The 12,315-nt window shown below is 67.8% G+C and carries 13 protein-coding genes; 1 reads left to right on the top strand and 12 read right to left on the bottom strand.

The features are described 5' to 3' along the window. Positions 1 to 53 precede the first annotated feature (53 nt). Positions 54 to 593, bottom strand: a complete 540-nt coding sequence (locus AC5P88_RS01255) for a fimbrial protein (protein WP_033834853.1) — start codon at positions 591 to 593, stop codon at positions 54 to 56. A gap of 457 nt (positions 594 to 1,050) precedes the next feature. Between AC5P88_RS01255 and AC5P88_RS01250 the strand changes: the two genes are divergently transcribed. Then, positions 1,051 to 1,416 carry a hypothetical protein gene (locus tag AC5P88_RS01250; RefSeq protein ID WP_033834854.1) on the top strand — a complete coding sequence of 122 codons (366 nt, stop codon included), beginning with the start codon at positions 1,051 to 1,053 and terminating at the stop codon, positions 1,414 to 1,416. A gap of 22 nt (positions 1,417 to 1,438) precedes the next feature. Here AC5P88_RS01250 and pncB read toward each other — a convergent pair whose 3' ends face one another. The 11 genes from pncB to xpsH all read right to left on the bottom strand — a co-directional run bounded on the left by pncB (position 1,439) and on the right by xpsH (position 12,311). Further along, a complete protein-coding gene (gene pncB, locus AC5P88_RS01245) occupies positions 1,439 to 2,620 on the bottom strand; it encodes a nicotinate phosphoribosyltransferase (protein ID WP_106549183.1) in 1,182 nt (393 codons plus the stop codon). 176 nt (positions 2,621 to 2,796) lie between these two features. Beyond that, positions 2,797 to 3,636: a glycosyltransferase family 2 protein gene (locus AC5P88_RS01240; RefSeq protein ID WP_495224067.1), complete on the bottom strand. Its 840-nt coding sequence runs from the start codon at positions 3,634 to 3,636 to the stop codon at positions 2,797 to 2,799. Then, positions 3,633 to 4,484, bottom strand: coding sequence for a glycosyltransferase family 2 protein (locus AC5P88_RS01235; protein ID WP_111113692.1), 852 nt, complete (start codon positions 4,482 to 4,484; stop codon positions 3,633 to 3,635). The genes AC5P88_RS01240 and AC5P88_RS01235 overlap by 4 nt, the downstream gene beginning before the upstream one ends. Before the next feature lie 596 nt (positions 4,485 to 5,080). After that, positions 5,081 to 7,282 (bottom strand): type II secretion system secretin GspD, encoded by a 2,202-nt coding sequence (gene gspD / locus AC5P88_RS01230; protein WP_495224066.1) that lies wholly within the window; start codon positions 7,280 to 7,282, stop codon positions 5,081 to 5,083. Positions 7,283 to 7,291: 9 nt separating this feature from the next. Next, complete coding sequence (locus AC5P88_RS01225) at positions 7,292 to 8,086, bottom strand: type II secretion system protein, XpsN-like (protein WP_495224065.1); 795 nt, start codon at positions 8,084 to 8,086, stop codon at positions 7,292 to 7,294. Further along, positions 8,076 to 8,789 (bottom strand): type II secretion system protein GspM, encoded by a 714-nt coding sequence (gene gspM, locus AC5P88_RS01220; protein WP_106551120.1) that lies wholly within the window; start codon positions 8,787 to 8,789, stop codon positions 8,076 to 8,078. Before gspM ends, AC5P88_RS01225 begins: the two co-directional genes overlap by 11 nt. Beyond that, entirely contained in the window at positions 8,764 to 9,909 is a 1,146-nt protein-coding gene (locus AC5P88_RS01215; protein WP_106551121.1) for a PilN domain-containing protein, read from the bottom strand. Before AC5P88_RS01215 ends, gspM begins: the two co-directional genes overlap by 26 nt. Beyond that, entirely contained in the window at positions 9,906 to 10,769 is an 864-nt protein-coding gene (locus AC5P88_RS01210) for a type II secretion system minor pseudopilin (RefSeq protein ID WP_106551122.1), read from the bottom strand. Before AC5P88_RS01210 ends, AC5P88_RS01215 begins: the two co-directional genes overlap by 4 nt. Continuing rightward, entirely contained in the window at positions 10,766 to 11,398 is a 633-nt protein-coding gene (locus tag AC5P88_RS01205) for a type II secretion system protein J (RefSeq protein WP_286074928.1), read from the bottom strand. The genes AC5P88_RS01210 and AC5P88_RS01205 overlap by 4 nt, the downstream gene beginning before the upstream one ends. After that, positions 11,395 to 11,820, bottom strand: a complete 426-nt coding sequence (gene xpsI, locus AC5P88_RS01200) for a type II secretion system protein XpsI (protein WP_495224063.1) — start codon at positions 11,818 to 11,820, stop codon at positions 11,395 to 11,397. Before xpsI ends, AC5P88_RS01205 begins: the two co-directional genes overlap by 4 nt. Next, positions 11,817 to 12,311 (bottom strand): type II secretion system protein XpsH, encoded by a 495-nt coding sequence (xpsH, locus tag AC5P88_RS01195; RefSeq protein WP_099484331.1) that lies wholly within the window; start codon positions 12,309 to 12,311, stop codon positions 11,817 to 11,819. The genes xpsI and xpsH overlap by 4 nt, the downstream gene beginning before the upstream one ends. Positions 12,312 to 12,315: the final 4 nt, after the last annotated feature.

Genomic DNA, 12,315 nt, shown 5'->3' with positions numbered 1-12,315 from the left:
GGCCGCGAGGCACTGGCCGGCGCGTACGCCGGCCAATGCGGGTACGGCTGCGATCAGTTGTAGATGATCGTGTACTTGACGCTGCTGGTGACGTCGCCCGGGGTGGCGGCGGCAGTGGCGTAGTACTCGGCGTAGTAGTTCAGGTCGGCCGAGCCGTCGGTGCCGACGGTGACCCACTGCGAGTTGGTCTGGGCCTGGCCAGCGCCTGCAGCCTTGATCGGCAGGACCTGGTTGTTCGAGCCCAGCAGCTGCAGCTGCACGTTGGTGGCAGCGTTGGCCGAGGCCTGGTTCAGCAGGCGGCCGGTGTTGAAGTCAACGGTCGAACCCGGCTCGAAGTAGGTAGCGACGTTGCCGGCGCTGCACTTGGTCAGGTTGATCGCGAACGGGGTACGGCCCGCAACGTTGCCGGCGGCGGCCAGCGTGTTCTTCGACACGGTCGGCAGGTTGACGGCGAAGTCCTTGCCGCCCGGGGTCGAGATGGTGCAGGTCTTGTCGGTCACCTTGCCGGTGAAGGTGATGGTGCCGTCGGCGGCGTTGGCGGCCAGCGGAGCGGCGGCCAGCATCAGAGCGGCGATGAGGTTGATCTTGTGCATTCGCTTTTACCTAACCCTACTGAAGAGATGGAAGTAGAGGAGGAAGCAAGGAGCACTGCCGGGCGAACAAGACCCATCCTTGCGTCTCACCTGTGGCCGGATTCGGACATACGTTCCCCTGAATCCGTGACGCAAGTATATGCACAAGTGTGATGAAAGTCTCATTATTTTTCTGAACGCCAATTCATTGACGCTACAAATGTGACGTGTTAGGCGAAATGATGGCCTCAAAGGTGCGGGGATTTGACGGTCGCCGGATCAGGTCGGAAACGACCTTGGATGACGCTTCGGGTGGCGCGTTCGGCATGCACGGAAACAGGCCTTTTTCAGGTGGAAATCGGCTTCTTTGATGCGCATCACTCTTTCTTGGTGATGGGCCTAGCAGATTCGGAATCGTCCTATTAAAGGCTGATCGAAGCTGTCGCTAACTAGGACACACCGAACCAGAGAACGTGCCATGAGAACCTCCCTTCTGCTGTGCGTGGCCCTGATGTCCATCAGTGCCGTGGCCCAGGCCAGCAGCGGCAGCATCCGCTTCAGCGGCCGCATCGTCGAACCGGGCTGCACGACCAACCTGTCCCAGGGCGAGCTGAGCCTGGCGGCCTGCCCGCCATCCGCCAAGGGCTCGACGGTGGCTGTGACGGCGCTGGCCGATGGCCAGGCCGCAACGCTGCGCGATGGCAAGCGCCAGGGGCAGAAGCTGTCGGTGTCGGCCAGCGCGATGCGCGCCGGCGATATCGCCTTCTCCGAGCGCTACAGCGTGCAGGCCTCGAAGCAGCAGCCGTTGCAGGGCGCCTACCTGGTCGTTGTCGACTACCTGTAAGCAGCACTGAAGGCCGGCGCGGTTACGCCGGCTGCGGCAGCTCGAAGACCTGGCGCAGGTAAGCCAGGTAACCGGGGTCGTCGCACATGCTCTTGCCCGGCGAATCGCTGAGCTTGGCCACCGGCTGGCCGTTGCAGCGGACCATCTTGATGACGATGTTGAGCGGCGTCGGGCCCAGATCATTGGTCAGGTGGGTGCCGACGCCGAACGCGACCTGGCAGCGACCACGGAAGTAGTCGTACAGGCGCATGACCTTGGCGATGTCCAGGCCGTCGCTGAAGACCAGGACCTTGCTGCGCGGGTCGACCCGGCGCTGCTGGAAGTGCGCCAGCATGCGGTCGCCCCAGTCGAACGGATCGCCGGAGTCATGGCGCACACCGTCGAACAGCTTGCAGAAATACATGTCGAAGTCGCGCAGGAACGCGTCCAGGCCGACCACGTCGGACAGCGCGATCCCCAGGTCGCCCCGGTACTCGCGCGCCCACGATTCCAGTGCCGCCACCTGCGAATCACGCAGGCGCGGGCCCAGCGCCTGGAACGCCTGCAGGTACTCGTGCGCCATCGTGCCGTGCGGGGTCATGCCATAGAGGCGGGCGAAGTGCACGTTGCTGGTGCCCACCAGCTGCGGGCCGAGTGCATCACGCAGCAATGGCAGCAGGCGCGCGTGCCAGTCGCGCGAGTAGCGGCGGCGGCTGCCGTAGTCGGCAATGCGGCACTGTTCGAAACCGGGGGTATCGCGCAGCAGCGCGGCCTTGGCCTGCAGGCGGCGTTCGCCCTCGGCGAAGTCAGGCGTGGTGGTGTTGCGGAACCAGACTTCGTTGATGATCGCCAGCAGCGGCACCTCGAACAGGATGGTGTGCAGCCAGGGACCGGTGATGTCCAGTTCAATCTCGCCCGGCACGGTTTTCGACGCACGCAGCTGGATGTACTTGCGGTCCAGGTGGAACAGGCCGAGGAAATCGGCGAAGTCGGGCTTCACGAAGCGCAGCCCACGCATGTAGTCCAGTTCCGCGCTGCTGAAACGCAGGCTGCACAGGTGGTCGATCTCTTCGTCGATCTGGTCGATGTAGCGGGCCAGGTCGATGCCGGGGGTGCGGCACTTGAACCGGTACTGCACCTGGGCGCCGGGGTGCTGGTGCAGCACCGCCTGCATCATGGTGAACTTGTACAGGTCGGTGTCGAGCAGGGACTGGATGATAGCCATGGGGCGGATTATGCGCCCGGCGGAGTGAACCGTGGGCGCCACCAGTGGATCCACTCCATGCATGGATGACCCATCCATGCAGCCGGGCGCGGGCTCGGCGCTACCGATCGGGCACCCCATCCACGCATGGCGTGGATCTACCGACGGATCTGGTGTGGCCGAGCGCGGGCTCGGCTCTACAGGGACCGGCGCAGCAGGCGCGGCACCAGCATCACGGCGTGGGCCCAGATCGCGCCCCATACCGCGGCACGCACCGGCAGCGAACGCTGCTTCGCTTCGAACTTCTGGAAATAGCGCCACAGGCCCTTGTGCTTGTGCCATTCAACGAAGAACGGTCGTGAGCGGCTGGAGACACCACGCACATGGGTGACCTGCAGGTCGTTGGCGATCGCCACCACCGCGCCAGCCTCACGTGCGCGCCGGCACAGGTCCAGGTCTTCGGCGTGCAGGCGGTAGCCAGCGTCCCAGCCACCGATGCGGTCGAACAGCGCACGCGGCATCATCAGCAGCGCACCGGACAGTGCCGGCACCCGCTGCAGCGGCTGCTGGGGGTCGCGCGGGACCGCCAGCTTCGAGCCTCTACCCGGCGAACGCAGCATCAACAGGAAATCCGGATCACGACGGCGCACCGCCTCGTCGGCATGGCCATGCTCGTCCAGCTGCTCGACACCCAGCAGGCAATCACCCACCCCTTCGGCACGGCTGCGCAGCTCAGCCAGGGTATCGGGCTCCACCATCAGGTCCGGGTTGATGAAGGCCAGCCAAGGGCTGTGCGAATCTGCCACCCCTTGGTTGTTGGCAGCGGCAAAGCCTGGATTGTCAGGATTGCCGACAAAACGCACACGGGGATCGTGGCTGGCATGCCGTTGCACGATGTCCAGCGTGCCATCCAGCGAGCCGTTGTCGACCACCCGGATCTCGGCCACGTCCTGCGCCTGGCGCAGGCGCGAGAGGCAGGCATCGATGGTGCTGCCACTCTGGTAAGTGACGACGATGGCGGCGATGGCAACATTCAAGCGGGTGACTCCGGCGCGGAAGGAACGAACAGGTCGCCCTGTTCCTTCGGCATTATCGCCTGCCGCATGCGCTGCTGCAGGTCGGCGCGCAGCCCGTGCAATGGATCGTGCATCAGGAAATCGGCCAGGCGCGGCACCCAGCCAGGCCAGCGCGCAGCCAGCGCCTCAAGGTCGCCATCGCGGCTGACCGCCTCGCCCGCACGGCTGACAAAGGCGGTCTCGCACAGCACGTTGCGCCAGCCCAGGCCGGCCATGCGCAGGCTGAGATCGACCAGGGCCGCGTTCCAGCCGGCGTAGCTGTCCACATCCAGGCCACCGGCGCGACGGCGTGCGTTGCCACGCACCAGCACCGCATGGGTGACCGCCGATGGCAGTTCCGGGTGCAGCGTCGGCAAGGCAGCGCAGGTCTGTGCCAGCAGCGCCGCATCCTCGGGCTCGGGATTGATCTCGCCCAACCGTGGCCACGCGGCGGTTTCGCCAGCATTGCACCACGGGGTTGCCGTCGCGATGGCGGCATCGCGGGCGAAAGCGTCCTGCAGTTGCTGCAGCCAACCGGGTGCCGGCACGCTGTCCGGAGCCAGCACGGCCACGTCCAGGCCATCGCAGGCGCGCAGCATCTCATCCAGATGCGCCACTTCACCCAGCGGCCGCGCGCGGCGGGTGTATTCGGCCTGCAGCGGCGTATGCGCCAGCCAGTGTTCCACCACCGCCTGCGCACGCGGACCGGTCTGCGCATCGTCGGCCAACCAGACTGCGGTGCCCGGCGCGGTGCCGGCATCCAGTGCGGCCAGGCAGCGATCGAGCGCAGCATCGTCCACGCACAGCGGCAACAACACGATCGCCCCCATCCCGCCTCCGTGGTTGTCGGTGGCCACAGCCTAGCACTGGGAGGGTATCGGCCGGGTTGCACCCGGCCCCCGCTTCAGGCCGGAGCAACAGCAACAGCCGAAGCAGAAGCTGGGTTCCTGGGGTTGGCGAGGTGGGTCCGGTTGCGGGGGACGCCGTAAACCCATCCTTGGGGGCTTGGCCGCGGCATCCATGCCGCGGACACCCCCGCAACCGGACCCACCCCGCCTTCGACAGATTTCTGCGATCTGCCGGGCCTTGCATTCTGTAGAGCCGAGCCGTGCTCGGCTCAGATATCACAGATATCTAAATATTCGATTTCGATGGAGATTCATCCACGCATGGCGTGGATCTACCGTGTCGACCAAGGTCGACACCTACCAACGGCCGCGGGAATCTGTCGAAGGCGGGGCACTGTGGGTTTGCGGGGTGTGAGCCGCATGGATGCGGCGACCAAGCCCCCATGGATGGGTTCACGGCGTCCCCGCAAACCCACAGTGCCCCGCCATCCCTCAGAAGATCCGCTTGTTGCTGTTGCTGTTGCTGTTGCTGTTGCTCGAGCCTCTGCGGGTGCCGGGCGCAGCCCGGCCGATACCCCTTACTTCTTCGCGCGCGGCTGGTTCAGCGGTTCCATCGCGCGGAAGCGCTGGCTGTACTCGTCGGTCAGCGTGCGTGCTTCCTGGCCGTTGCGCACGATGCTCGGGGTCAACAGCACGATCACTTCCGAACGACGGCTGGTGCGCGTCTTCTGCCCGAACAGGGCGCCCACCACCGGAATCCGGCTCAGGCCGGGAATGCCGCTGCTGCCATCGGTCGCCGAATCGGTGATCAGGCCGGCCAGCATGATGGTGTCGCCGCTCTGCACCGCCGCTTCTGTCGACAGCTTCTTGGTGGAGATGCGCGGGTTGCAGTTGCGTTCCTGTGGGTTGCAGTTCTCCGGCACCTCGGAGGCGCTGCTCACTTCCTGCACGATGTCCAGGAACACCGTGCCGTCGCGGGTCACGCGCGGGCGCACCTTCAGGATCACGCCAGTGTCGATGTACTGCACCGAGCTGTAGCTGCTGGTGCCAATGCCGGTGTTCACCGTGGTGGTGTTGATCGGCACCTTGTCACCCACGTTGAGCGTGGCCTCGGCGTTGTTGCGCACGAACACCGAAGGCGTCTGCAGCAGGCGCACATCCGTGACCTTGTCCAGCGCACTCACCACCGCCGCGCCGTTGTGCCCGGTGAACGCCCAGCCCAGGCCTTCGCCACCGGTCACTGCACCGGCGAAGCTGCTCCAGGAACCGCCAGCAGCGGCAGGCAGGGTCACGCCGCCCAGGGCGCCGGTCAGCTTCTGCCCGAGCACGGCATTGTCGAAGAACCAGTTGACGCCGTACTTCAGGTCTCCGGTCAGCGCGACTTCGGCTACCTGCGCTTCGATGTGCACCTGCAACGGCATCACATCCAGCTTCTCGATCACTTCCCGGATCGAGCGCCAGGCCTGCGGGGTCGAGCGCACCAGCAGGGTGTTGGTTTCCTCCACCGCCGACACGCCCACGCGGTCGCCTTCCACTTCCAGGCTGACGCTGACGTTGCCGGACTGGCGCTGCGGCAGGTTCATGCTGCCGCTGTTGCCGCTGCCGGAGCTGCTGCCCGGGGTCGAACCGAAGCTGCTGCTGTTGTTGCTGTCCATGCCGCGCTCGCCGTCGCTGCCCAGCTGCGATGGAATCGCGGCGGGTGCCAGCGATGCGGGGCTGGAGCCGCCACGATTGCCGCTGCTGGCGAAGGCTTCACTGAGGCGCTCGGCCAGGTCGCGCGCCTTGATGTAACGCAGCTCGTAGGAGAACAGGCGGGCGCTGCCACCGGCGGTATCGATACGGTCCAGCCACTGCTGGATCTGGTCCAGGTAACGCACCTGCGGGGTGATCACCAGGACCGCGTTGGCGTTTTCCAGCGGCAGGAAACGGAACATGCCAGCGCTGGGGGTCTTGCTCTCCTCGCCGAACACCTTCTCCAGATCGGCAGCGACCTGCTCGGCCTTGCCCGACTGGATCGGGAACACGCCCACCGACATGCCCGACAGCCAGTCGACGTCGAAGATCTCGACGGTGCGCATGTAGTTTTCCAGCTCGGCGCGGGTGCCACCGAGGGTGATCACGTTGCGGCCGCTGTCGACGTTGACGATGGCGTTGGGCCGCGCATACGGCTCCAGCACCTTCTTCATTTCCGTGGCGGAGATGAACTGCAGCGGGATCACCCGCACTTCGAAGCCACGCGCGCTGGCCGCCGGTGCGGTACTCGGCGCGACGGTGCCGGCCAGGGCCTGGTCGGCGGCGACGATGTTGTAGCGGCCGCCGCTGTAGACCATGCGGGCGTTGTTCCAGCCCAGCACCATTTCCAGCAGGTTCAACGCCTGTGCCGGCGACACCGGCTTGGGCGTGGCCAGGGTCACCGTGCCCTGCACGCCCGGTGCGATCACGTAGTTCTGGCCCAGCATGTCACCCAGGATGGCCTTGACCACCGCATGCACGGATTCGCCTTCGAAGTTGAAGGTGGCCTCGCCGGTGCTGGCGCCATGCAGTGCCGGTGCCGGTGCGCGTGCGGCTTCGCGGTTGATCATGGTGCCGGTACCGCGGCGGATCACGGCCTGCGGAGCACCCTGGGCGTCACGGGCGGCATCGGCGGCGACCTCGGCCGCCTGGCCGGCCTCGGCAGTGGGCGACAGGTTGCCCTTGCGTTGCACATGCGGCGCGGACACGGTGCTGCAGCCGACCAGCAGCGCGAGGGCAAAGGACCAGGGAAGAAAACGCAAGCTCATGCATTCACTCTATCGGTTGGTGCCATCGCCCGGGGGCGGCGACGGTTGTTGCTGCTGTTGTTGCTGCAGCTGGCGGCGACGGGCCTGGATGCGTTCGCGGATGGCCTGCATCTGCGCTTCGCTGGGGCCGTTGTTGTTGGCAGGCGGTGCCGCGGCGGCGGCTGATGGCACGCTGCTGGCGGGCTGCGGCTGCGCGGTTGCGGCTGCAGCTGCCGGAGGTGGGGGTGGCATCGGCGGTGCGCCCGCCGGCGGCGGCACAACGACCGCACCCGCTGGCGGCGCGCCATTGGCACCGCGCAGTACAGTGGGTGGCTCGCCGCCCTGGCCGTTGAACACGGCCAGTTCCAGCACCTGGCTGCCACTTGGGCCGATCACCGTGGCCTGGCGCGGTGCCAGCCCCACCAGTTGCCAGCCGTCCACCGCTTCGCCATTGAGGCGCAGCCGCAGCGAACGATTCTGTTCGGTGGTGAAGGTGGCCATGCCGAAGTCGCCGGTCAGCAGCACGCCGGTCAAGCGCAGCGCGGCGCTGGCGGCAGGCTCGCTGCCACCGAGCAGGTAGGGCTTCGGCGTGCGGTCCTCGGCGAAAAGTGGTCGCTCACCAATCGCGCTGTAGCTGTCGGCGCTGGGCATGCGTTCTGCGGCCAACGGCGGCAGCACCGGCAGCGAAGGCGCCGCATCGGCATCGCCGTCGGCACCTGGTAGCTGGCTGCCAAGACCGAAACCGGCGGCCAACCAGACCGCCGCGGCCCAACCGGTCAGGGCCAGCAGGAAACCGGTGCGCAGGCTGATCTGCTCAAGTTTCATCAGCCACCTCCTGTCCCTCGACCGGCACAGCCGGTGCGGGGGCGGGCGCCGCTGAAGGCGGCTGCGGCGCGGACACCGGTTCGGCGGCAGGGGCCGGGGCACTGCCATCGGCAGCGGCACCGGGCAGCAGGTAACCGGCCAGTTCGAACGACACGTCCAGGCCGAGCCCGGATTCATTCGGCGACTGCTGGAAGCGCTGTGCGATCAGGTTGAGGTTGTCGACGAACAAACGCGGGCTGCCGGTTTCCAGGCTGTGCAGCACCGTGGCCAGTTCGGCCACGCCACAGCGCAGGCGTACCTGCATGGCAACGCGCACGAACTCGGCGTCGCGCCGGTTGTCGGTGAGCGGCGTGCGGTTGCTGATGGTGCAGCTGCGGTTGCCCGGGCTGGCCATCGCCACCGCGTCCTGCAGCTTCGCACCCAGTGCGGCGGCGGCGGCCTCGGCAGTGGCCTCACGCAGGAAGCCCGGCCGTTGCTGCAGGGCTTCGCGGGTGGCTCGCAGGCGCTGCTCGATCTGCGGCTTCTGCCGCAGCTGTGCCTGCACGCGCGACTCGCGCTCGCGCAGCGCGGCGACATCGGCATCGATCTCGCGCAGCGGCTGGGTGAACCACGGGTGCACCAGCAGCAGATAGGCCAGGCCCAGCACCGCCAGCAGCAGTGCCAGCGCCAGCCAGCGGTCACGGCGTGCGCTTGGCATCGGCATCGGCCGCCTCCCGGGTCGGGGCTGCCGTCGGCAACGGCTGCAGTTCAGCGGTCATGGTGAAGCGGTCGCGGCCGCTGGCGGCACCATCGGCCTGCAGCACGCCGGTCAGGTTCACTTTGCGCCACTGCGGCGCATCCTGCAGCAGCTGCACCAGCTGCGATGCCTCGCGGCTGAGCCCGATCAGCTGCAGGTTGTTGTTCTCGATGGCCAGTTTTTCCAGGTACGTCCCCTCCGGCAGGCGCCGGGTCAGTTCGTTCCAGATCTCCACCGTACCGGCGCGCTGGCTGCGCTGCTTTTCCAGGAATGCAGCACCGTCGATCAGCGCCTGCAGCTGGGCACGTTCGCTGGCCACGCCACGCGCACTGCGCGCACTGCGCTCGACTTCGGCACGCAGTTCATCAGCTGCCGCGCGGCGGTTGTCGAGCAGTTGCAGGCCAGCCAGCACCAGCATCACCACTGCGGCCACCGCCAGCAGAAGGTTCCAGCGCCGCATCGGGTCGGCCTGCAGCTGACGCTGCGCGGGCGGCAGCAGGTTCACCTGCAGGATGTTGCCCTGCGCATCGATGGCATCGACACCGGACAGTGCATCGGCCCATTGGCCCACGTTGCTGCGCCAGGCCTCGAGCTGCCGCAACGGCCAGGCCACCAGTTCGACCTGCAGCTGGCCCTCGCCCGCCGCGCCACGTTCACGCACGTCATAGCTGACCTGGCTGGATTCGAACGGCGTCTGCCGGTCGATCTCGAAGCCGACCACCGCACGCAGGCGGTCAGCCGCCGCCGCTGGCAGGCGCAGCTGCCGGCGCAGCACATCGCCGGCCGGCAGCAGCCACACCCGCGGCAAGCTGCGCAGGCGGGCTTCCAGCACGCGATCCAGTTCGGCCGGTGACAGCGGCCACGGCAGCCGCACCACCGGTTCGCGGCGCTCCCCCGCCTCACGCCAGACCTGAAGGTGGTCGCCTTCGCGCTGCAGCAGCAAGCGGGCCTGCGCCCAGCCCAGCGCCCACTGCCAACGGGCCGGCACCCACGCCAGCAGCGATTGCCGCCACCAGCGCAGGAAACGGCCGGCACCGGGGCCGATCCGGCCCTGCACCTGCCGCACACTGTCCTGCCAAGCCGTCATCTTGCTGTCATTCCCTGCTCCCAGCGAAGCACTGTGTAGGACCGCCCGGGAACCCCGCCCGAGCCATTGCGTACCACTGCCTGCACTACCGACCGGCGTCCACTGCCGTCCGTTGCACGAGACTCGATACTATAGGTGCCGCTGCTGCTGGCAAGCGTTGTCGTACCGCCAGCGGCATCTGCATCACGCTCCTGCTGGGCGCGCTGCGCCAGCACGGTGTCCGCATCCATGCCCAGTGCGGTCAGCACCGGCGCGCTGGCGAACTGCGGATCCGGCCGCGCCTGCCGGCTGTACAGGGTCAAGTGCGGCAGCATGGCCTGGTACAGCGGCCCGCGCATGCCGAGTACCCGCTGCAGCTCGCCCAGCGTCTCGAAACGCTTGTTGCGGGGGCCATAGGGCAGGCCTGCTGCGGCATAGTCGGGCGCTTCGGCACCACCGCCGGGCTGCAGCAGGCTGTCCTCGTCACGCCAGTCGACGATCGCGCCGGCCAGCTGGCGGGCCTGCGTTTCGTCTTCACCCAGCGCCTTGAGGAAGGCGCTCAGCAGGGCCACGTCGGCCAGGTTCAGGTTGATCTTGCCGTTCTCGTCCAGCACCTTGATCTCGATGCTGGCGTCATCGAACTGCCAGCGATAGACACGGCCATCGGCGCGCCAGGGCGCTCGCTGCGGATCGGCGGACAGGCGCGTCAGCGCGTACTCCAGTCCCGCCCGTGCACGCTCCTGGCCATGTGCATCATCGTCCAGCACCCGCTGCTGCAGATGCTCGACCCGCGCGCTCAACGTGAACGCCCCCACCAGCGCCGTCATCAGCGCGATCAGCCACAGCACCAGTACCAGCGCCGCCCCTCGCGCCCGGCTCATCGCGCACCTCCACTGCCACCGGCGCGCGGAGCGACCACCAGTGCCGGCCAGGGGGCGCCCTTGGCCGGCACGATCTGGATCTCCACCAGCATCGGCAGGCGCCGGGTGTCATCCCAGCGCGGCATCCACTCAGTCACCTGGCCGGTGCTGGCATCGATTCCGCGATAGCGCAGCTGCACCGATTTCAGGTTCTCCACCAGCACCTCCGGCGGGCGCGGCGGATTCTCGGCAATGCGCTCGCCTTCCTGCAGCAGTACCAGGTCGAGCAGAAGGCGTTGCTGGCCGCTGCGGCCATCCACCTGCAATGCGTGCAGGTAGGCACCGCCACGGCCCAGGTAGCCCGGCAGATCAGCCGCGAACAGCATGCGTTGCTCTTCGCCCTGGAAGAAGATCGGTTCGCGGGTGGGATCGGGCACTTCCAGCGGCGTGCGCAGCGCACCCGCCAGTTGTCGCCGCAGCAGGGTTTCAACCGCACGCATGCGTTCGCTCTCGGCGGCAATCTGCTCGCCACGCTGGCTCACCGCCATCGCCGAGCGCACGCTGGCGAACGCCAACGCCAGGCCACCGGCCAACAGCACCGTGGCCAGCATCACTTCCACCAGGGTGAAGCCTGCGGCGCGTCGCTTCATCGCGCGCTCTCCAGGTCCGGTGGCAGCAGGCGCAGGCTGCGCCAGCGCAGTTGTTCGCGTTCGCTGTCGCCCCAGCGCACCTGAAGCTGCAGCTCGGCCAGCCAGGGAGCCCCCGGCGATTGCGCCTGTACCTGTGCCGCGTTGCCGGCACGCGGCTCGACCCATGGTTGCACCTGCAGCTCCCAATGGTATCGGCCCTGTTCCCAGTCGCCCTGCTGGCTGCCGACCTGCAATGGCGAGGCGACACCGGCTTCGGCCAGCAACGACTGCGCATGCAGCACCGCACGCGTGCGCAACTCGGCCTCGCGGACCTGTCTCGCGCCACCTGACAGGCTGCCCAGCAGCAGTGTCAGCGCAAGGCCCAGCAGGGCGAAGGCGATGATCACTTCCAGCAGGGTGAAACCACGCGCCCGCCGCTTCATGGCGCCTGCCACGGGCCGGAGCGGACCTCGCCGGTCAGCCAGCCGACATCGATGCGCCATTCGGCGCCCTCACGCTGCAGCCGGATGCGACCACCACTGGAGCCGCCATCGGGATGGAACTCGATCACGCCCTGCCCGGGCGCGGTGGCCAGCTGCGCGGCGCCTTCGAACTGCACCTGCAGCTGCGCCGGGACGTCACCCTGGCGCTGGTTCGCACCTTGCCAGTGGCGTCGCGCCGGCTCGATCACGAAGCGCTGCGGCTCGCCGCGGGCGATGGCCTGCGCGCGCACCATGCGCAGCTGGTTGGCGATGTCCTTGCCGGCGCTGCGCAGCTGCATGCCGGCAAAGCCGCGCGACAGACCCGCGGCGGTGATCAGGCCGATCGCGGCGATCAGCGCGATCACCAGCAGCATTTCCAGCAGCGACAGGCCCGCTGCGCGCCTGCCGTGCAGGCGCGGGCGAGGCAGCCGGCGCGGCAGGAAATGCGTCATGCCC

The organism is Stenotrophomonas sp. YJH_SMC_8 (genome assembly GCF_059371315.1).
The sequence above is the reverse complement of the archived record's forward strand: the minus strand, read 5'-3'. Positions and strand labels throughout refer to the sequence as shown.

Bases quoted from the DNA above. Each gene is read 5' to 3' on its own strand.
- AC5P88_RS01255 (WP_033834853.1), bottom strand. From the start codon at position 593: ATGCACAAGATCAACCTCATCGCCGCTCTGATGCTGGCCGCCGCTCCG.
- AC5P88_RS01250 (WP_033834854.1), top strand. From the start codon at position 1,051: ATGAGAACCTCCCTTCTGCTGTGCGTGGCCCTGATGTCCATCAGTGCC.
- pncB (WP_106549183.1), bottom strand. From the start codon at position 2,620: ATGGCTATCATCCAGTCCCTGCTCGACACCGACCTGTACAAGTTCACC.
- AC5P88_RS01235 (WP_111113692.1), bottom strand. From the start codon at position 4,484: ATGGGGGCGATCGTGTTGTTGCCGCTGTGCGTGGACGATGCTGCGCTC.
- gspD (WP_495224066.1), bottom strand. From the start codon at position 7,282: ATGAGCTTGCGTTTTCTTCCCTGGTCCTTTGCCCTCGCGCTGCTGGTC.
- AC5P88_RS01225 (WP_495224065.1), bottom strand. From the start codon at position 8,086: ATGAAACTTGAGCAGATCAGCCTGCGCACCGGTTTCCTGCTGGCCCTG.
- gspM (WP_106551120.1), bottom strand. From the start codon at position 8,789: ATGCCGATGCCAAGCGCACGCCGTGACCGCTGGCTGGCGCTGGCACTG.
- AC5P88_RS01215 (WP_106551121.1), bottom strand. From the start codon at position 9,909: ATGACGGCTTGGCAGGACAGTGTGCGGCAGGTGCAGGGCCGGATCGGC.
- AC5P88_RS01210 (WP_106551122.1), bottom strand. From the start codon at position 10,769: ATGAGCCGGGCGCGAGGGGCGGCGCTGGTACTGGTGCTGTGGCTGATC.
- AC5P88_RS01205 (WP_286074928.1), bottom strand. From the start codon at position 11,398: ATGAAGCGACGCGCCGCAGGCTTCACCCTGGTGGAAGTGATGCTGGCC.
- xpsI (WP_495224063.1), bottom strand. From the start codon at position 11,820: ATGAAGCGGCGGGCGCGTGGTTTCACCCTGCTGGAAGTGATCATCGCC.
- xpsH (WP_099484331.1), bottom strand. From the start codon at position 12,311: ATGACGCATTTCCTGCCGCGCCGGCTGCCTCGCCCGCGCCTGCACGGC.